This window comes from Allomuricauda sp. ANG21 (assembly GCF_040705235.1).
Classification (GTDB): domain Bacteria; phylum Bacteroidota; class Bacteroidia; order Flavobacteriales; family Flavobacteriaceae; genus Flagellimonas; species Flagellimonas marina.
Genome location: NZ_JBFCVT010000011.1, coordinates 591,796 through 611,530, shown reverse-complemented (window position 1 = coordinate 611,530; position 19,735 = coordinate 591,796). Strand labels below are relative to the sequence as shown.

Sequence of the window (19,735 nt, the reverse complement as noted above, 5' to 3'; positions counted from 1 at the left end):
TCCTACAACTTACTTCCCCCGAGAAAATACCCATAAATGGGTATATCAAGTATTAATAATTAGCATTTAATTGACTAAATCTAAATTATTTAAATGATTACTATGATAAAACTCAGGTCATGCTTAGCAAATTTCAGATTGAAAAATAAAATTCTTGTAGTCAGAATATTATTCTTTTTCTGCCTAGGTTATTTTAATGGACATTCTCAACAACTCCAGCATAGCTTTGCGCTGGATACAGCAGCGACTAAGGTATTTCCTTATGACCTTGAATTTTCACTAAAGTTAGTAGGAATAAAAAATAAACCAATAAAGGATGTTTATTTACTTAGATTAAACTCAAATGGAAAGGTGGTTTTTGATAGAAATACCTCACTTGGGAAATCGGGTTGGCAACCTAATGCCAACAAACTATTTAAAGATATCTATGACACTATTAAATCACGAGAGTCAAGAAACAAAAATAGAATAATAGAGTACCAGAATCACATAAAAAAAATTGATAGCGTATCTCAAAAAGAAGAGTGGTTGAAATTGAAAATAGGTTTTGATTCAATAGTTGATCAATTCAAAAAAGATAGTGTTCTAATAGATAAATATCCCACTGTTCATAAGTTCATTAGAGAAAAATCTGAAATGCCCCGAGTTCTTCCACCATTAGAAATTTTAAACCGAAATGGAGATACAGTTATTGTAAGAGTGCCACAGTTGAAACCAAATAAAAAGTATGTAATCGTTGCCACGAATGAAGTTCAAAAGGTCTCTACTTTAAAAGAATTGGCCAAAGAGTATTATTCTTCAAATGTCATAGATGATGTCGAATTTTTCATTATCCCAAAGAAATATTTAGATTCAAAAGATTCTCCTAGATTTTTAGAGCCCTCCAATAGACTAAAGGAATCATTTGAAAATAATAAGGAAGAGCTGACTGTCCTTTTCGATAAGGAAAAAACAGAAATTGAATTTGATTCAATACCAAAAAGCATTAAGCATCCTGGACCCTTTTTGTCGAAAGAAGACTTAAAGGATTCCATAGTGCTATTAACCCCAATTCTTGAAGGTTATTTTAAGTTAAATGGTTTACTAACTGCAATCAAAAGTAATGGAGATGGAATCGTGCAAGGTTCCGAGAAGATTGATTTCGATTCAATAGGAAGGTTGAATATCAAATTAATTGAGAAATTAGATAATGATATAAGGTTATCAAATTTGAAACTGTATCAGCAGCATGTTAAATCTGCTCAACAATTTCTTTATTTGCTAACTGAGAATGCAGATATTGGATTTAAGAAATATGATGATTTCTTTGACGAGATTAGTAGGGTCGCTGCAAGCAATAGTTCAAAAATTGAAGAGCGGATTAAAGTTAAAGATGATATTAATAAAATTTTGGATGGAGTCGACAGTCCAGTAGGTTTACGTTCTAATACAGCAAATAATAGCACATTCAATTATCAATTTTTAGCAAGAAATAGTAGGTTAATCAAACCGGACTTTGGAATACTATATTACTATTCAAATGGATTTTCAGGATTCGCTCCTTATACTGGGGTACATTTTGATATTCGCCCAACGAATGAGAATGTGCCATTTTGGCAAATTAAAGGTTGGGAGAAGTTCTTAACCTTCCAAATGGGGGTTCCAATTTTTGCTGGAAATCTTGTTGAAGGAAATAGACGTGAGCATTTGGTGGCAGATGCATTTTCATTATATGGAGGTGTTGGCATAAATATTTCCCATACAATCAGGGTTAATTATGGAGCTATTCTTTTTCGCTCTGTTGACGGCACCTTAAACGGCGAAAGAACTTTTAAGACCAGAGCTGCAAACGCTATTTCTCTTGGTATAAACCTAAAGTTAAAATCCTTGTTCGAAGGAATTTATGGTTCTGTAAAATCTATAACTGGAAACTAATGAAACATAATGCTTTATTACTGGCTGCCCTTTTAATTCTCTCAATAGCTTGTTACGAGCCAACAGAAGAATTAACCTCAATTGCGACTTTTGAATTTGACGTTTTGGAATCCAGTGAAAATATAACCGCAGATGGCGTTACAAATTACAATCTCGTTTTGAGATTACCAGGTATCCGCTATGGAGATTCAAGAAAGCTAAGTGTTAAAACATCTTGGGGAACGTTTGCAGATAATACTGATACTGGAATATTCCCAATACCATATAATGAAATTTCAGATTCTTATATCGATACAATTATTCTAAGGGCAGGTAGACAGCCTGGACCATTCAGAATTGAAGTAAATGAAGATTCTACACACATCGAAACTTTGAATTTCAATGCTTTGCCCAATTATCCATCATTTGTTCAAGTTTTGTCTGACTCAATTCAGCTATCGTTAAAACCAGGAAATACATCCAAATTAGGCTTATTATTTTTCAGTGATGTTGGATTCCCAAGTTTCAATACAAGATTTCGTTTTTTAAGTGATGCGGAAGTTAATATTTTTCCTAGAGAAGTTATAATTGATTCTGTAGAACCCACAGCTACACTTCAATTGATTACGGAAACTGAAATCGACACCATAGCTGTATTTGGTGATATTTTAAATTTGGGCCCAGAAATACAACAACCCACAATAGATACTTTAAAAATTGCAATAATTCAATAAACTATAAAAAATGAGCACTAAGTTTACATTGTCAGAAAATCAGGAAACTTTTATTAAATCAAATATGGGAGTAGAAGATTTGAATAATCTTAGAATCACCTTTGAGGTAAGCTCTATGGAAACTCGTGGCATCACTGAAGAATACACTAACAAGTCTACTAGATTATCTATGACAATCTGTAAATGTAAAGACGGAAGTATTGATTGGACTTGCTGTTTCCAAAGATAAGTCAGCAAGTAAATTATTAAGTTTTTGCAAATGTTAAACGTTGGACTTAGAAAAATGAATGTTTAAAGCAAATTGCTTTGACATAAAATCGGTATCGTTATAGCACTAAAGCGCTAGAACTGATTTTATATCAAATAGCACAGCTATACGCAATTTGCTACCCATAATCATTTGTACTATAATTTACATTATGTAAAATAGAATAAATCAGAAACCATGAAACCTCCTATTTTTCCTTGACCTTATCACACACTGAATTTTCCAGAAAGCTAAAATTTTCCAGAAATAATCTAAATCTGGGAATTTGGACTAAATCAGTCGTTCAAAATAAATGTTTAAATCGTTTTACCCAACGTATGGGAAGCGTATACGGCGGGTAACGCATGGGAATGTCCAGCCAATTGGCACGTTTTACCATGGATTTTTTATGAGAAAATAGCTCAAACGAATGTTTCCCGTGGTAGCCCCCAATTCCCGATGCGCCAACCCCACCAAAAGGTAATCGATTATTGCTGATGTGAATCACAGTATCATTAATGGTTCCCCCGCCAAATGAATATTGGGAGAGCAATCTTTTTTGAAACCTTTTGTTGGTTGAAAACAGGTAAAATGCCAGCGGCTTCCCATAGTTTGAAATGTACTGATGCAAATCTTGCTCCTTTTCATAGGAAATAATCGGCAAAATGGGTCCAAATATCTCCCCTTCCATCAGCTTGCTATTGAGGTTGGGCTCGTCCACCAAAGTAGGTTCCACATAGCTTTCGGAATCATTGCAGGTTCCCCCAAAAAGCAGGGTTTGCCCTTGAAGCATAGCTTTTAGTTCTTTAAAATGTTTTTCAGTGGTAATTCGGGCAAAATCCGGGGATTTTTGAATATCAGGTCCATAAAACGAAGTGATTTGACCTTTAATGGCTTCCACCAGATCCTTTTTCTTGGAGGTATGCACCAAAATGTAATCTGGTGCAAGACAAGTTTGTCCAGCATTGATGAATTTACCCCAAACAATACGCTTGGCGGCCAATTTTAGGGAGGCTGTTTCATCCACCACGCAGGGATTTTTACCCCCTAATTCCAAGGTGACGGGCGTTAAATGTTCAGCAGCACTTTTGTACACAATCTTACCAACTTGGGTGCTTCCGGTAAAGAAAATATATTCCCATTTTTCAGACAGTAAAGCTTGGGAGACATCCACCCCTCCTTCCACAACGGTGACGTATTCGGGTGGAAAGACTTTTTTAATGATTTCTGCTATGATTCGAGAGGTGTTGGGACTCAACTCCGATGGTTTAATAACAACCGTGTTTCCTGCGGCCAAGGCCCCTATTACCGGTGCCAAGGTCAGCATGAACGGATAATTCCATGGAGAAATAATCAGAACCTTGCCAAACGGTTCATACTGAATCCAGTCCTTGGATGGAAAATTGGTCCATGACGACTCAATAGGTTCGGGTCTACTCCACCGCTCTATGTTTTTAAGCGCATAACTTAACTCCGCAAGCACCAATTGTGTTTCCGTGGCCAGGGATTCAAACTTTGGCTTTTTAAAATCAGCATAAAGCGCCTCACAAATGGCATCTTCCTGCGCTTCAATTTCCTGTTTCAACTGCTTTAGGTATTGCTTTCTATAAGCGACATCTTTGGTTTGGTGGGTTGAGAAAAAAGCATTTTGGGCATTTACGATATCCTGTATCATGGTCAAGTTCAAATCATTTTCATAAATATAATCAAACCCCGATTAGGTTGGGCTGAAAACTCTGAAACAAAAAAAGCACCGACTCTCGCCGATGCTTTTATTATAGTTTATTTAGAAAATTAGAGTGTAATTTCCTCTGATGCTCCATTGGGATAAATCAAGGTGGCAGTGTCATCGCATTCGCCATCACCAAAGTCCACCACAATGTCTAGACCGTTTTTAGTAACGATCATGCTTCCAGAAGTAATGTTTTCGCAGGTAAGGCTGCCCTCAAGGGTATCTGTAATCGCAACGGCATAGGTTTGGCCATCAGCGGTTACGGTCCACTCTCCAGCAAGACTGAAAGAACCACTTTGCAACTCCTCATCAAAAGTAAAACCAAATGTTTTTGTACCAGACTCGGAAATAACGCTTTCGTCTTCGAACTCAACACTCATGTTGCTGGTGACTGTAAACGAAAAGGAGCTTGCTTCCATATTTCCGTTCATTTCAAAACTCCGGGTTCCGTTTATTTTAAGGGTGCCTACATAGAAATCAGTATAAGTGGCGGTAAAAGAGGCTGACTGCTCCCCTACTTCATAGGTTACGGTAACTGTACCGTTGACATTGTCCGTTCCATTCAATACACAATTATTGAATGTGGCTACAAACCCAGTTTCAGTATATTCAGCAACGTAGCAATCGTTGGTTTTGGCTGAAGAACCAGATTTTGCCGCAGCATCATCCGTAAACAGTTCAGCTAGGGCGTTATCGGCAACACTGGAGATGTCATCCGTCTCCATAATGGTCCTCAATTCTGTCCCGGTCAATTCTTGATCGGCATTTGGTTTATTATCCTCGCTACAAGATTGCGCCAAAAACAAAGAAGCACTTAGTAGGGCTATTGTGTAGATTTTTTTTGTAAGTCCGTTCATTTTACTTTAGTTAAGGGTTACGCTGCACTAACGAAAAGCAGTGTTTTTTAGTGTTCCCACCCCTTTTTTATCGATAAAATGCCATATTGGTTAAAATAATAAGCCCTGAAATGTGTTATTTTACAACAGAAATACTTGAATCAAAAAATTAAGCTATGAAAAAAATTAAAGTAATCCTCCCCTCCCTCTTTGTAACTTTTTTGACGCTATCCTGCGGTAGTGATGATGGCGGTGGCGAAGTGGCAGCTGATTTACAGGTAATTGGTATTTGGGATTTGTCTGAAGTAAATATTAGTTCAGCACAAGATGTAGACATGGACGGTACATCTTCCACCAATTTGATGAATGAATTGGATTGTATTTCCGGGACCATTTTGATTGATGGGGATAATGTGTGGACTTTTGAGCAGACGGGAATTTCCATAACAGCCATTACGGGTGGACAGTTCTTTGCGCAATGTTCCGTAAATGATGTTACTGGCACCGGTGCTTGGACTGCAAACGGGAACCAAATCACCTTCCAAGGTAGCACTATTCTGGGTACGCTTACTTTAAATGGGGACCAACTCACCAACCTCATTGATGATGACTTGCCTGGAATTAGAAGCTACGTCTACGTTAAGCGGGAATAATTCTTCCAAAAACTATTTTTCGGCTAGGATTACCCACATTTGTTTATTGGTTTCGCGTTCCCAATCTCCATGATCCTCAATTTCGGAAACAATGGTAAAGCCTGCTTGTTTCAATTCTTCGCGTACATACTTTGGAGCCAATGAATGTGAAGATACTTGTTCCTCCCTGGATTTTCCCCGGACCCAATCCTTGAGTTTTTCCATAATCATGATTTGTCCACCCGGTTTCAACGCTTTTTTTACATGTTGAAGCATTTTCTTGTGGGCATCAATTTCATGGTACGTGTCAAAAATAAAAACGGCATCCAATTCGCCTTCGGGCAGTTTAGGGTTATCCGTATCCCCTAAAATAGTGATGATGTTTCCAAGCTTTCTGTCATGAGCATTGGCGCGAAGCTTTTGGAGCCGATCTTCTCGAATATCAACGGCATAAACCCTTCCCGTTCCCATAACTTTCTGGGCCAAATGCATGCTCAAATAGCCTTCATGACAGCCAATATCGGCCACCTTGTCCCCCACCCCCACTGTGGTCATGGAAAGCAACGAGTCCGTTTTCATCCATTGGTCCCGTTCCTCCCAATCCGATTCGGTGTATTGGGCCTGAAGCCCAGCAGCACAAACGAATAGCATCAAGAAGGAACGGATGGTTAATCTTCAATAAGTCCTTGGCTTTCAATCCAGGGGGCTCCTGCGGTTTTCAACTCAGACTCCAATCCTGGCAAGGTGCTGTTGACCACTGTGGACAACTCCTTTTTAATATCCTGCAATTGGTTGTTTGCTCTGTCCAAGGCCGCTTTTTGATTTCCTGTGGGTCCATAGGTGTTGATAAGTGCGACAGTTCCAATGAATACGCCATCACCGGGCAATGGTGGGTTACGTTCCCCAATTTCATTTTTGGCGGGATTCCCTTGCATCTTAATGTTTAAGGCCGATAATTGTGATTTTGCATCAAATATTTTGTCGGAAAGTGCTTTGCTAGGTCGTTCAGCTTGATCCAACGCTCTTTTCATGGCATCAACTTTCTGAAGGCTCTTTTGCAAAACAGTGGTTGTGGCCGTAAGATCTTGTTGGAATTCTTGGAACTTCTCCCGGAAAGCATCGATTTCAGTGACTGGTTTGGCAGGGAGTGCACCTTTGCCGAGTGGTTTTACCTCAAAGTTTTGCGCACTGGAAAGTTTTTGCAACTCACCATTTGTCCTTTGGTACAGTTCCACGGAATACGTTCCCGGAGTGGCTCGGTATGGCGAGGGCAAAAATTCATCATCTCCTTCGCCTGTTGGAGCTTCCAACCGTACACCATTGCGTTCAGCATAGGATAAATCCCAAGCTACGCGGTTGAACCCTTTTTTGTTGGTTCCCTCAACGGTATTGATCACTTCGCCATCACTATTCTTTACCATAAGAAGTAGAACTGGCTCTTCTTGTAGATTTTCCTCTTTTAAATTATCCCACCCAGGGAAAGGAATATTCGCCTTTTGCTTGGTGAGCTCCTTCTCTTTTTCGGTCCTAACGTCCTTTGCGGATTTTAATTTTTCGGGCAAATAATACGTGAATGTAGCACCATATGGGGGATTCTTGGCGGCAAATTGGGAATGTCCCTGCCCATAAACAGCATCTCGTTCTATATACCAATAGGCAGGTTGTACCTTAAATAGCGTTGCTTCTTTTGTGGATGCATCAAAGTCACGTAGCGGGGATATATCGTCCAAAATATAAATCCCGCGGCCAAAGGAACCCCCTACCAAGTCGTCCTCTCTTCTTTGTATGGTAACATCCCTAAAGGAAATGGTGGGTACTCCCCCATCCAATTTTGTCCAAGTATTCCCTGCATTATTGGTAAAGTAGATACCAAATTCCGTTGCGGCAAAAAGCATATCTTTCTTTTTATGGTCTTGAACAATACGCCATGTGATCAATCGCTTGGGTAAATTACCGTTAATAAATGTCCATGTATTTCCTTTGTCGGTACTCTTGAGCAAATAGGGTTTTAAATCACCTTCTTTATGGTTGTCCAAAACCAAATAGACCGTATTGGCGTCATGGAGGTCAGCTCTAACATCATTTACAAAAGCCCTGCTTGGAACGCCTTTAATTGTACCAAGCATGATTTTTCGCCATGTGTTGCCTCCATCATCAGTAACTTGAAGAATACCATCATCGGTTCCTGCATAAATAAGACCTTCTTGCAAAGGAGACTCGGCCAAAGAGGTGATAGTGTTGTAATTGGACATGGCCCCTACATCCCAAGGATTGTCCCAACTCTGTTGCCCACCCATAATGGATAGATTAAACCGTTCTTCGTTTCGGGTAAGGTCTGATGAAATTGGAGTCCAGTCGTCACCCCTATTTTCTGATTTCCAAACACGATAGGACGCAAAATAAAGACGCTCAGGTTTGTGCGGACTCACCAAAATGGGCGCATCCCAATTAAAGCGTTCATGTGGTTCATTAGCACGTGGTTGCGGTTGAACAAAAACAATTTCTCCCGTAGTTTGGTCAATTCGCCACAACCATCCTTCTTGAAATTCACCATAGGTGATATCTGGATTTCCAGGTTCCGTTGCCGATTGATGGCCGTCTGCACCTAAAGTTATCCACCAATCTGAATTTAATATACCAACCTGACTCTTGGTCTGGGATGGACCGCCATGTGACCCATTGTCCTGTGTACCACCATAAATATTATAAAAGGGAGAGGAATCATCAACAGCAATTTTATAATATTGGGTAACAGGTAGATTATCAAAAAAGCGCCATGTTTGGGTATGGTCATACGATTCATAAAGCCCTCCATCGGTTCCAAAAAGCACATAGTCAGGGTCCGTTTTTTTAAAAGCTATAGCATGGCTATCCACGTGTTTCTTATCTTCATTCATTTGGGTGAATGTTTTTCCGTGGTCACTGGAAATCAATACAATATAGCTCATTAAGTAAAGTCTTCCTTCATGGTGGGGAGATGCATAAAGTTCCTGATAATAGTGAGGTCCTGTCCCACCGGATACCGCATCGGATTGTTTGCTCCAAGAAGTGCCACCATTTTCAGAGATATATACCCCACCTTTCTTGCGGTCCAATTCTATGGCAGCGTAAACCGTTTTAGAATCAAATGGGGAGATGGCCAATCCAATCTTACCTAGATTGGAAGTTGGAATTCCATTGGTCAACTCGGTCCAAGTTTCGCCGCCATCAGTACTCTTGTGTATTCCAGACCCAGGCCCTCCTCCCATATAGGAAGCAACTGTTCTGTGGCGGTCCCATGTGGCAGCATAGAGGATATCGGGATTGGTTGAATCCATTTCAATATCTGTAACTCCGGTCCATTCACTATTACCAAGCGTTCTGTTCCAGGTTTTTCCGCCATCTGTTGTCTTGTATAGTCCGCGTTCGCCACCTTTGCTCCATAAAGGTCCTTGTGCCGCTACCCAGACAACATTAGAATTTTCTGGATGTACGATGATTTTGGAAATGTGTTCCGAGGTTTTTAGCCCCATGTTTTCCCATGTTTCCCCTTCATCATGGCTTACATAGACGCCATCACCAAAACCAACGTGTCTGCCCCCTACATTTTCACCGGTCCCTACCCAGATAGTATTGGTATTGTTGGGGTCGATGGTTACGCACCCAATGGAATAACTGGTTTGGTCATCAAAAATTGGATTCCAAGTGACCCCCGCGTTGGTGGTTTTCCAAACTCCACCCGAACCTACGGCAACGTACCACGTATTTTCGTTGTCCGGATGTATGGCTATATCCGCAATACGTCCAGAGGTAAGTGCAGGTCCAAGGCTTCTGAATTCCAAACCGGAAAACGGTGAGGGATCAGGCTTTTGGGCGAACAATGAAAATGAAAAAATAACGGAAAGAATGAGTGCAGAACAGAATTTGTAACAGTGTCCCATATATAACAGTTTAAGTTGAATTAGTGTCGTAATATAACCAAAACCCGAGCGTTATTCCCTAAATAAATGTGAAAAGATGCCAATGCCTTTAAATTGGAATTCAGTGCCTGTCTTTTAGCCTGTAAACAAATTTAAGTCCGCTCCAATCTTCGTCAATGGCCGCTACTTTGATGTCCACTAACCCAATTGATAACAAGTGCTCACGAACAAGTTCGCGTTTTAAATCGGTTTTGATTTTTGATGTTCCCTTGGGCCAACTTACCCAAAAAATACCGTTCAGGTTTAAAACTTTTTTATAGGGTGTGGCAACATTGTTCAGCTCTTCCAAGGTGGTGCAAAAAATATGTATGAAATCCAACTTGTCTTCCCCTGGCTTTTTGTGAACATTCAAATTAATGGGGAGATCTGAAAATAAATCCCAGTAGTGCTTCGGAGGATTATACAGTGCCATGGAAAAGCCCTCTTTTATGCCCAGCTTTTTGGCTAAAGGTGTTCCTGAATATCCTGACCCTGATTTCAAAACGTTGATTTTCTAGGTGCTAACTAAAATAAGTAAAGATTTTAGGATAAAATGCAACCAAAAAGTTGCTTAATGGAATTATTTGTTTAAATTAGCAACCAAATAGTTGCGTATTAATCATTAAATTGAACATTATGAAAGATGTAATTAAAAAAGAACACGTATTTCAGCATCCTATTGGTAAGGTTTGGGATGCCATTTCCAAAGCGGAAGAAATTTCAAATTGGTTCATTAAAGCTGACTTTAAGGCTGAAAAGGGGTACAAATATACCTTTACGGCAAGTGAGGAGCATGGATGTACCCAGATTACAGGAGAAGTAAAAAGTGCCGACCCCTATACCTTGGTATACACTTGGATTGTGCAGAACACCGACACGGAAACTACGGTAAAATGGGATTTAATGGAAACTTCTAATGGTACTAAACTGTATTTAGAGCACTCTGGAATCTCCAAGTATCCAGGAGATTCGGCTGTTTCATTTTTCAGTAATTTTGACCAAGGGTGGGATAATTGTATCAACGAACTCACTTCATTTTTATCAAAAAAAGTCCATGCAGGATAACATCACAAAAATACTGAAAGCCATTGCTGACCCTAAAAGGCGTGAAATTTTTCACGCCTTGATTATTGCTTCCTCTGCCCTATCCATTACACAGATATCTGGTCAATTTGAAATCAGCCGACAAGGGGTGACAAAACACATTAAAACTCTTGAGGAGGCCGGTTTAGTGGAAATTTTGTCTAAGGGTCGAGAGCGATTTTGTATCGCAGATGCGAAACCTTTAAAGCAAATTACGGATTGGGTGAAGTTCTACGAACAGTTTTGGGATACGGCTTTAGGCAATTTGGATTCATTCTTGGATAAAAATACCGATTAATTAACCCTAGGTATTATTTCGTTTCTATTAAAGGGATATACTGGAGCCTATTTTCCCTAAATCACTCCTTATTACTCAATTTTTGAGCTATTTATTCAACACTAAGCCCGCAGTTTAACCGTTGTAAATCGTATACGATTTGTACATTTGTGTTATGAGCCAGACTACTATCCTTCGAGACAGGGTAAAAGATCATTTGCTGGGCCAGATAGAAAATGGAGAGCTTGTTATTGGGAAAACAATTAATCTCGCAGCCCTATCTCGAACTATTGGCATCAGTGTTACCCCTATTCGTGAGGCTTTGAGTCAGTTGGAACAGGCGCGTGTAATCAAAGCGATTCCTAACAGGGGTTTTGTGGTGACTGATCTGACCATAATTGAAGCCAAGAACCTTTATGAGACGATAGCGCAGCTAGAGGTGATGGCACTGGAAGCTTCCACATTTGAACCGGGCGATATTGAGGCACTACGAAATAAAACGGAACAACTTCAGGAGGAAAAAAGCCTAAAAAATCGGTTTGAATTCCATCGATTGCTAATAAAGAATTGCGCCAACTCGGTTTTGCTCCAAACTTTGGAAAGCCTTAAGGTTAGATTGCGATTTTATGAGCAAGCCCATGCCACGGATTCTATCTTTTTTGAAACTGCCAACCGACAGAATAGATCCATTGTACAGGCTATTGCCCAGGACAATATTCCCACTGCCGCTTTAATACTAAAAATGAACTGGATGGCAGTTTTGGAGCATGTTCAGCTAAAAATTAATGGGCAAACGGTTGAGAATCAAAATAAATCGAACTAGATTTCGTTTTTAGTAAAAAGATTTTCCTATGCAGTTTTTAAATAAGGAAATTGAGGCCAAGATCAAACGGAAAAAATCAGCGTCCTTGATCAAAAAGCAAATCTCCTGTGGTATTTTTCAGGATTTGGAGACTGCGGAAATGGATTTTAAAAGGCCACAGCCCCAGAAACAATCTGTAGGCTTACTCGGGAAACAAGGACTTGTCCAACCCCGGGATTAAGTTCAAGGCATTTTTATAATACACCTTCTTTAGAACTTCGTCTGGAAGGTCCAATCCATACATAGCCCAGAACGCATGGTATTTTTTGTAGTACGGGAAATACTCATCAGCGGTTTCCAACACTCTAAAATACGTGGGGAATTCTTCGGGTTTCCAGCTATCTTTTCCAAATACAATCCGATCTTGGTATTTTATAAAAAATTCTTTGGCTCTTTTGGGTTGTCGTCCTAATTCTGCTATTACCGCAGCTATGCCCACGTTCATATTGGGAATTTCATCCATCAACTCCCCTAGCCTATCCAAATCATTGGCATACCATCCCATATGAGCATTGATAAATTTGGTTTTTGGATGTTTTTTGAACATGCGATGTTGTTCATCAATGATTTGTTGCCAAGGTGCCGGGTCGGTGGCAGAACGTTTTCTTCTTGGGTGCGTTTTCAATTCCAACCAACGCTCGTTGCTACTGTCCATCGGGTCCCAAAACGACTTTGGGTCGGCAGAATGAATCAGAACTGGAATGCCAAGCTCAGCACATTTGGCCCAAATGGGATCGAGTCTTGGGTCATCCACTGGGATTCGGTTGCCATTTACATCATTGTTCCGCAATCCTAAACTCTTATATACTTTTAGTCCCTTCGCTCCATTTTTCACATCCTCTTCCAGCTGTGCTGCAGCTTGCTTTCCCCAATTGGGGTTCCCAACCCCACTGAAGTCCACATTGGCGAAAATGGCAAATCTATTGGGGTAATGCTCGTTTACGTTCTTTAGTTTAGCCACAAGATCTTCCCCTGAACCGCCACTCAAGTTTACCATAATTCCCTCATTGAGTTGGTCCATATCTTTGATTAATTCAGATAGATCTTGATTGGCCATCCGAAATTGATGACTGTGTACATCAATAAACTTGAATTTGGCCCTATCAACTGGATGCTCGGGCACCACCAATGTGGATGTGGGGTTGTATTCTTCGAAGCCCATTTCTTGGGCAAAAATGAACGAAAAACTAAGAATTAAGATTAAAGTAAAAATATAAGGTTTCATTATTAACTTATTTGTTATTAATGTATTGAGCGTACTCATTCTTTGTGTCGATATCAATTTCCTTTCCTTTTGGGAACACGGTGATGGTATCCGTTTTATTTTTTTCAATAATGTGTTTTGCTCCAACATCCTCGTGTAATTTCGCAAGCTGTGGAAGTAAAGAATTATCAAAAATTGCGGGTACTCCCAATTTGTTGCCATAAGAAGTTGCCACAATTTTACAGGGTTTGTTTTCAAAATCTGATTTGATTTCTTGTAAATAGGTAGCATCCAACAAAGGTTGGTCTGCCAGCATAACAAGTAGCCCTGTAGGTTTTTCGTTTGAATTTTGGAGATGCTCTATTCCTACGGAAATGGAACTACCCATCCCTTTTTCCCAATGAGGGTTATAAATAATTTCCACATCCTCTGGAATCACTTTCTCGATGTCATCGGCATAAGCGCCCAAAACCACAAAAATTAATTCTGACAATTGCTTGGCTTGCTCAATGGCATGCCCTATGAGTGTAGTGTTTTGCCAAGGCAACAGCTGTTTAGGTCCGCCCTCCATTCGTGTGGAGGCACCAGCGGCCAATATGAGAACAGCAATGGATTTCATGGGCTAACTATGGATCTTCCCCATTTTATCTTTAAGCAATTGAGGTTCTTTGTTGTTGACCACTGAAAGAATTTCCGATAAAATGGATATGGCAATCTCCTGTGGTGTTTCAGCACCAATATCAATTCCTGCTGGACCGTAGATTTGCTCCAAAAAATCTTCCGAAATATCTGGAAAACGCTCTAAAAGTTCATCAAAAAGTTTTTCCCGTCTTTGAAAAGGACCCAATAAACCTATGTAGGCACCTTTTTCTTCGCGCAGCGCCATTACAAATTGAAGGTCTTTTACAAAGCTGTGAGTCATAATGACCACTGCCGTTTGATTGTCTAGTTTATATTGAAAAGCCTCTGGCTCTACTTGAATGAGTTTATGGATTCCCGGAAAATCTTTTTTGGTCTTTTCTTCCCTAGGGTTGGCAACTACGCTTACCTCCCACCCTGTTAAAGCAGCGTATTTGCACAATTGAACGGCATCGTGCTCCGCTCCAACAATCACCAATTGAAAACATGGATGCATTTTCTGCTCAAAAATGGAAAGCCCATCACTGGATTCGTTGGTTTGGGAAACGGGATACCTGTTTTCACCGAATTGAAATACCGAATGGTATCCTAAGTGGTCACTTTGCTCTTTTTTGTAAAAGGATTGGATGTTAAATGGCTTTCTCTCCTCGATGGTTTTCCAAAACTCCGCCAGAAAGGAATGACTTGGCTCGAAAGTTTCCAATAAAAGGTAAAGAATGCCTTCACACCCCAATCGGTAACGACCATCATATATCATAACCCGTGATACCCCTGTGGTGAAAACCGACTGTGCTTGGCGAAGGACTTCCTTTTCAACGCATCCACCACTAACAGCCCCTATCATGTCTCCATTTTCAAAAATCAGCATCCGAACACCGGGTCTCCGGTATGAAGAACCATCCAAAGCAACAACCGTGGCCAAAATTGCATTTTCTTGTCGTGCTTCGTAATGTTGGATTATGGTTTTTAATTCATGTGTCATACTGCACCATTATTTCTGGTTGGGATGAAAGGAACTATTTTTCCTTTTGGTATTTCTTCTTTTGGAAGAACCTTAACAAAACCATCGGCTTTGGCCAACGCCAACAAATCTCCAGAACCAGTTGTAGCAATGGTATTTGCTGCCAATTTTCCTTCTTTCAATTTTAAGGTCACCCCAATAAACACCGTTAAATCGGTACTATTGGTATAGGGTTCATCTAAAAATACAGTAAAATGCGTTGTGTCTATTCCCAAAGTTTTGTTAAGCCACGGTTTAAAGTACAAGTGATAATTAACAAAAGTGGAAACTGGATTTCCTGGAAAGGAAAACACCGTGGTTTTGTCCTGTTCATGTTTTCCGAACCAAAACGGTTTCCCGGGGCGTTGTAATACTTTGTGAAAGACTTTTTCCACCCCCAGACTATCAAAAGCTTCTGGCAGAAAATCATATTTCCCCTTGGAAACCCCTCCGCTGAGTAAGAGCACATCATATTCCTTTATGAGTTGCTCCAGTCTTTGTTTTATGGCGGACGGTTCGTCCAGCAAATGATGGATGTCCCCTTCAATTTTTTCATTTTCTAAAAGCGAGAACAACGAATATGAATTGGATTTCCGAATTTGGAAGGGCAATGGGGTCTTGTCCACATCCACCAATTCATTTCCTGTGGATATAACCGCAACTTTTGGGAGTTTTTTTACGGAAACCGTTGCTTTTCCCACGGTGGCCAGCACGCCAATTTCGGCAGCAGTGATTTTCACCCCAGGGTGAAGTAAAACCTCCTCTTGACGCACATCACTAGCTTGGTAATGAATGTTTTGCCCTTTTTTAACAGGTTCATTGATGATAAACGCCTCACCCTTCTTTGTGGTATGTTCATACATGACCACTGTATCTGTGTTCTTGGGAATAATAGCTCCGGTCATTACTTCAATGCAAGACACTGTATCATCCAAAACCAATTGGGGACTACCCGCTTGGGCCACACCTGCTATTTTAAAGGTTTGCCTTTGGCTGTTGAAAGCATCAAACCGTATGGCAATACCATCTTTGGTAGATCTGTCGAAAGGAGGAAAGTCCCGGTCGGCCATAATGGTCTCTGCCAAAATCCTGCCATGGGATTTAGTCAGTTCTACCAATTCATCCCCATAATTTTGGGAATGACCTAATACCTTTTGTAAAGCTTCATCAAATGTAATCATGAAAAAAGTGCAATTTCCAATCCGTTTTTCAACAATACCCGAATGCCCACAAACAATACCAAGATCCCGGTCAATATTCGAATGCGCTTCGCGGATAATTTGCCAATACTAAGTCGAACACCCAATTGACCGCCCAGAAGCACTGCAAAAAGGAGTCCCAATACTTCGGGCCAAAATAGTTCAAAGGAATTGCTGGCCACCAATCCGCCAATTCCTGAAACCGAATTGACCAAAATAAAAAAACTGGCCAGAGATGCAATGACAATGGGTTTGTCCCATTTCATATGGTTGAGGACAGGTGCTAGAAAAATACCGCCACCAATGCCTACAAGCCCAGATAAAAAACCAATGCCAGCGCCCAACAAATAAGACATGTATGGTGGGTACTTCTTTACATTAAAATTGGAATACCGGGCCAAGGTCTGATAGATGAGTGCTATGGCGGAAACAATCAACGCCAATGCCAACAGGATAAAAAAAACCTGCTCCTTCAGCAGGAAGGACGCCCCTACGAAGGCCATTGGAATACTGGTAATGATGAAAGGCAGAAACTTTTTAAGGGATAAATGCCCGCTTTTGTAATAGAGATAACAACTGCCCGTGACCACGGCTAAATTGCAGAGCAACGCTGTTGTACGGATAGCAAAAAAGCTGGTCAAGACCAAGGTTAAAAAGGCCAAATAACTTGAACCACCGCCAAAACCTACGGCAGAATAAAGTGTAGCAACCACAAAGAAGGCCAGAATCAATAAAATGAAATCAGCGACATCTAAGGACATAGACTGGCAATTTTGTTCATTCCACCCAAAATAGTAATAAACTGCTTGTTTGGATATTGATCTTGAAGTTGTTTTGCGGCGATTTCGCTTCGTTTTCCAGATTGACAAATGACATAAACTTCATCAACGGAAGTAATATGGAGGGATGACAGTTCCAATTTATCCAAGGGTATGTTGATGGCTTCTTTTAGATTTCGCTCGGAGAACTCCTCCTCCGTTCTAACATCAATCAAAGTGAGGGTGTTTTTTGATTCCAACAAAGACTGAAAATCTTCGGCAGTTATGGTAGGGACCACATCACAATCCAGAGGTTCGTAAAAATCGTGAAGTTTCTTCAATTCCAAATTCTTTGGATTGAGTTTGAAACCAATTTGGGTAGATCGTTGACTGAGACCATCAAACAATAGCAATTTTCCTGACAGCACCTCCCCTATTCCGGTCAATATTTTTATGGCCTCTAACGCTTGAAAGGTCCCTATAATTCCTGGTATGACCCCCAACACCCCATTCTCATTGCAATTAGGTACCTCTTCTGCGTTTGGCATATTGGGGTATAGACAGCGATATGTGGGTCCATTTTTGTAATTAAAGACACTTACGTGCCCTTCAAAACTGTGTAAGGCCCCATATACAAAGGGCTTTTTTAATAGCACACAGGCATCGTTGATCAAATAGCGTGTTGGGAAATTATCTGTGGCATCTATCACCAAATCATAGGCCTTAATAATCTCCAAGGCATTGTCCTTGGTCAAAAACGTGTCGTACAGCTTAAAACGGGTCTGGGAATTCTGGGCACTTAATTTTTCGTGGACCACTTCTAACTTCTGTCTGCCTACATCTTGTTCGGTATAAAGTACTTGCCGTTGTAAATTGTGGAGTTCAACCACATCTTGATCCAGCAAACCTAAAGTGCCTACGCCCATGGCATTCAAATACTGAAGCACTGGAAGCCCTAATCCGCCCAAACCCACGACCAAGACCTTGCTTTGGGACAATTTTTGTTGTCCTTCAGGTCCAAAATCCTTTAATTGGGTCTGTCTGGCATACCGACTCATCAATCAATCTATTTTAGATTTGGCATACTTATAATCCTCAATATAATTCGCATTATAAAGTACCTCATCATGTTCAGGAAAGACCAATTTTGTATCCGAATTGATTAAAAATTTACGGGGACACGAGCTTTCAGCAGTTTGCATATGTTGAATTGCTTCCTGCAAGCCGCTGGGTTCCCAAATGGTGATCAAGGGTTCTGGAAGCTTAGTTTCTTTTGTGGCGAACGAGGTTGCTCCTTGTTTGGGGTTCCTGTTTTCTGCCAATTGTCGCAAGGTTTCCAAGTTTATCAATGGAAGGTCGCAAGCAAGTACCAACCAAGCTACGTCGGGATATACTTTGTGTGCACTCAATATGCCATTAAATGGTCCTCGGTATTCGTTTTGGTCAATGATGGTCTTGAATCCATCTGGAATTGAAGTGCTTTGGTCATCCCGGATACTCAAAAACACATCATCGCAAATCTGTCCCAAAAGCTTGTACAAATATTCTTGTTGCGGAACATCATGATAGGTCAATAGCCCTTTATCTGAACCCATTCGGGTACTTTTTCCTCCTGCAAGGACCAATCCGTATAGTTGGGGTGTTGTGCTGGCCATACTATATTTTATGTGAAAAAATTAGCCTCCTATTGAGGTCATGGAATTGTCAAATACGGTCTGGGCATGTTTTTCTTGTGCCTCAAAACCAGTTTTTGCTCGGTTGCCAATTGCAGTGAGAATGGTCTCCTTTATCTTTTCTGGGTCGGATTCACTGCGGACCAAATCCCGCAAATTGGAGACGGGTTTGCCGTACAAACAGGTAATGACATCTCCAGTAGCGGTTATCCGCAAACGGTTGCAGCTGCCGCAAAACGTTCGACTAAAGGACGGAATAACCCCAAAGGTGCCTGTGTGCCCTTCAATCTGATAATTGATGGATGTGGATTCCTTCGGTGATTCCAATTTTTTGTAATTGGGATAGGTGTTGGCGATATGCTCCAAAATGGCCTTATAATTCCATTTGATAGTATTAAAATTCTTGGAACCGCCATTGAACGGCATTTCCTCCAGAAATCGAACAGAAACATTGTGGTGTTTCATCACATCCAAAATGGGAATGATGTCCTGCTCGTTCTGTCCGTCCAAAACAATAAAGTTGATACGAACGTTGAAGCCTTCGGAGATTAATCGGATGAGGTTATTGTGTACCGTATCAAATTGTTTTCTGCGCGTAATGCGTTCAAAAGTTTCGCGATTGATGGAATCCAAACTCACATTGATGTTGGTAATGCCCATCTTCTTGAGCTCATTAATATGTGGGCCAATCAATGTGGCATTTGTGGTTACAGAAATGTCATTGAGCCCTTCCAAATTGGCAAGATAGCGCATCAATTCCATTAAATCCTTGCGAACAAAGGGTTCGCCGCCTGTAATCCGAATTTTATCAATCCCCTGTGAGACCAATATCTCACTGACTTTTTTCAACTCCGAAATGGAAAGCAACCTGTCACTTTTTACAAAATTGATACCCTCCGAAGGCATGCAATAATTGCAACGCAGATTGCACCGGTCGGTCACCGCCAGTCGTAAATAATTGATTTTTCTTCCGTGATTGTCTATCAGCATAAATCCGTTACTTCTTTTTCAGTGGTAAGTTACCGATT

General features: G+C 40.6%; 20 protein-coding genes. 7 read left to right on the top strand and 13 right to left on the bottom strand.

Annotation, left to right across the window (positions count from 1 at the left end):
- The first annotated feature begins 138 nt into the window (after nucleotides 1–138).
- Together AB1A65_RS11590 and AB1A65_RS11585 are read left to right on the top strand one after the other, a co-directional pair.
- Nucleotides 139–1,914, top strand: coding sequence for a hypothetical protein (locus tag AB1A65_RS11590; RefSeq protein ID WP_366589203.1), 1,776 nt, complete (start codon nucleotides 139–141; stop codon nucleotides 1,912–1,914).
- Nucleotides 1,914–2,627, top strand: a complete 714-nt coding sequence (locus tag AB1A65_RS11585) for a hypothetical protein (RefSeq protein WP_366589200.1) — start codon at nucleotides 1,914–1,916, stop codon at nucleotides 2,625–2,627. The genes AB1A65_RS11590 and AB1A65_RS11585 overlap by 1 nt, the downstream gene beginning before the upstream one ends.
- A gap of 551 nt (nucleotides 2,628–3,178) precedes the next feature.
- On the opposite strand, the gene AB1A65_RS11580 is transcribed toward AB1A65_RS11585, so the two are convergent.
- Together AB1A65_RS11580 and AB1A65_RS11575 are read right to left on the bottom strand one after the other, a co-directional pair.
- On the bottom strand, nucleotides 3,179–4,549 hold the full coding sequence (locus AB1A65_RS11580; protein ID WP_366589198.1) for an aldehyde dehydrogenase: 1,371 nt from the start codon (nucleotides 4,547–4,549) through the stop codon (nucleotides 3,179–3,181).
- A gap of 119 nt (nucleotides 4,550–4,668) precedes the next feature.
- Nucleotides 4,669–5,463, bottom strand: coding sequence for a hypothetical protein (locus AB1A65_RS11575; RefSeq protein ID WP_366589195.1), 795 nt, complete (start codon nucleotides 5,461–5,463; stop codon nucleotides 4,669–4,671).
- 155 nt (nucleotides 5,464–5,618) lie between these two features.
- On the opposite strand from AB1A65_RS11575, the gene AB1A65_RS11570 reads away from it, so the two are divergent.
- On the top strand, nucleotides 5,619–6,095 hold the full coding sequence (locus AB1A65_RS11570; RefSeq protein WP_366589193.1) for a hypothetical protein: 477 nt from the start codon (nucleotides 5,619–5,621) through the stop codon (nucleotides 6,093–6,095).
- A 12-nt stretch (nucleotides 6,096–6,107) separates the two neighbouring features.
- Here AB1A65_RS11570 and AB1A65_RS11565 read toward each other — a convergent pair whose 3' ends face one another.
- The 3 genes from AB1A65_RS11565 to AB1A65_RS11555 all read right to left on the bottom strand — a co-directional run bounded on the left by AB1A65_RS11565 (nucleotide 6,108) and on the right by AB1A65_RS11555 (nucleotide 10,514).
- Nucleotides 6,108–6,725 (bottom strand): class I SAM-dependent methyltransferase, encoded by a 618-nt coding sequence (locus AB1A65_RS11565; RefSeq protein WP_366590194.1) that lies wholly within the window; start codon nucleotides 6,723–6,725, stop codon nucleotides 6,108–6,110.
- 17 nt (nucleotides 6,726–6,742) lie between these two features.
- On the bottom strand, nucleotides 6,743–9,994 hold the full coding sequence (locus tag AB1A65_RS11560) for a glycosyl hydrolase (RefSeq protein ID WP_366589191.1): 3,252 nt from the start codon (nucleotides 9,992–9,994) through the stop codon (nucleotides 6,743–6,745).
- Between the two features lie 100 nt (nucleotides 9,995–10,094).
- Nucleotides 10,095–10,514, bottom strand: coding sequence for a DUF3052 domain-containing protein (locus AB1A65_RS11555; protein ID WP_366589188.1), 420 nt, complete (start codon nucleotides 10,512–10,514; stop codon nucleotides 10,095–10,097).
- Between the two features lie 134 nt (nucleotides 10,515–10,648).
- On the opposite strand from AB1A65_RS11555, the gene AB1A65_RS11550 reads away from it, so the two are divergent.
- The 4 genes from AB1A65_RS11550 (at nucleotide 10,649) to AB1A65_RS11535 (ending at nucleotide 12,415) form a co-directional block, all read left to right on the top strand.
- Nucleotides 10,649–11,077 (top strand): SRPBCC domain-containing protein, encoded by a 429-nt coding sequence (locus tag AB1A65_RS11550; RefSeq protein WP_366589186.1) that lies wholly within the window; start codon nucleotides 10,649–10,651, stop codon nucleotides 11,075–11,077.
- Nucleotides 11,067–11,393 (top strand): metalloregulator ArsR/SmtB family transcription factor, encoded by a 327-nt coding sequence (locus tag AB1A65_RS11545; RefSeq protein WP_366589183.1) that lies wholly within the window; start codon nucleotides 11,067–11,069, stop codon nucleotides 11,391–11,393. Before AB1A65_RS11550 ends, AB1A65_RS11545 begins: the two co-directional genes overlap by 11 nt.
- A 154-nt stretch (nucleotides 11,394–11,547) precedes the next feature.
- Nucleotides 11,548–12,195: a GntR family transcriptional regulator gene (locus AB1A65_RS11540; RefSeq protein ID WP_366589181.1), complete on the top strand. Its 648-nt coding sequence runs from the start codon at nucleotides 11,548–11,550 to the stop codon at nucleotides 12,193–12,195.
- A gap of 28 nt (nucleotides 12,196–12,223) precedes the next feature.
- Complete coding sequence (locus AB1A65_RS11535) at nucleotides 12,224–12,415, top strand: hypothetical protein (RefSeq protein WP_366589179.1); 192 nt, start codon at nucleotides 12,224–12,226, stop codon at nucleotides 12,413–12,415.
- On the opposite strand, the gene AB1A65_RS11530 is transcribed toward AB1A65_RS11535, so the two are convergent.
- The 8 genes from AB1A65_RS11530 to moaA are packed head-to-tail and all read right to left on the bottom strand — an operon-like array spanning nucleotide 12,377 to nucleotide 19,697.
- Entirely contained in the window at nucleotides 12,377–13,459 is a 1,083-nt protein-coding gene (locus AB1A65_RS11530; RefSeq protein ID WP_366589177.1) for an amidohydrolase family protein, read from the bottom strand. The two genes, AB1A65_RS11535 and AB1A65_RS11530, sit on opposite strands and share 39 nt — an antisense overlap.
- A gap of 7 nt (nucleotides 13,460–13,466) precedes the next feature.
- Nucleotides 13,467–14,057, bottom strand: a complete 591-nt coding sequence (locus AB1A65_RS11525) for a nucleotidyltransferase family protein (protein ID WP_366589175.1) — start codon at nucleotides 14,055–14,057, stop codon at nucleotides 13,467–13,469.
- A gap of 3 nt (nucleotides 14,058–14,060) precedes the next feature.
- Nucleotides 14,061–15,059: an XdhC family protein gene (locus tag AB1A65_RS11520; protein ID WP_366589173.1), complete on the bottom strand. Its 999-nt coding sequence runs from the start codon at nucleotides 15,057–15,059 to the stop codon at nucleotides 14,061–14,063.
- The gene (locus AB1A65_RS11515) at nucleotides 15,056–16,258 is read right to left on the bottom strand and encodes a molybdopterin molybdotransferase MoeA (protein ID WP_366589170.1); all 1,203 of its coding nucleotides are present in this window, start codon (nucleotides 16,256–16,258) and stop codon (nucleotides 15,056–15,058) included. Before AB1A65_RS11515 ends, AB1A65_RS11520 begins: the two co-directional genes overlap by 4 nt.
- Nucleotides 16,255–17,037 carry a sulfite exporter TauE/SafE family protein gene (locus tag AB1A65_RS11510; protein WP_366589168.1) on the bottom strand — a complete coding sequence of 261 codons (783 nt, stop codon included), beginning with the start codon at nucleotides 17,035–17,037 and terminating at the stop codon, nucleotides 16,255–16,257. The genes AB1A65_RS11515 and AB1A65_RS11510 overlap by 4 nt, the downstream gene beginning before the upstream one ends.
- Complete coding sequence (locus AB1A65_RS11505) at nucleotides 17,028–18,092, bottom strand: HesA/MoeB/ThiF family protein (protein ID WP_366589166.1); 1,065 nt, start codon at nucleotides 18,090–18,092, stop codon at nucleotides 17,028–17,030. Before AB1A65_RS11505 ends, AB1A65_RS11510 begins: the two co-directional genes overlap by 10 nt.
- 3 nt (nucleotides 18,093–18,095) lie before the next feature.
- Complete coding sequence (locus AB1A65_RS11500) at nucleotides 18,096–18,689, bottom strand: NTP transferase domain-containing protein (protein WP_366589164.1); 594 nt, start codon at nucleotides 18,687–18,689, stop codon at nucleotides 18,096–18,098.
- A 21-nt stretch (nucleotides 18,690–18,710) separates the two neighbouring features.
- The gene (moaA, locus tag AB1A65_RS11495) at nucleotides 18,711–19,697 is read right to left on the bottom strand and encodes a GTP 3',8-cyclase MoaA (protein WP_366589161.1); all 987 of its coding nucleotides are present in this window, start codon (nucleotides 19,695–19,697) and stop codon (nucleotides 18,711–18,713) included.
- Between the last annotated feature and the right edge of the window lie 38 nt (nucleotides 19,698–19,735).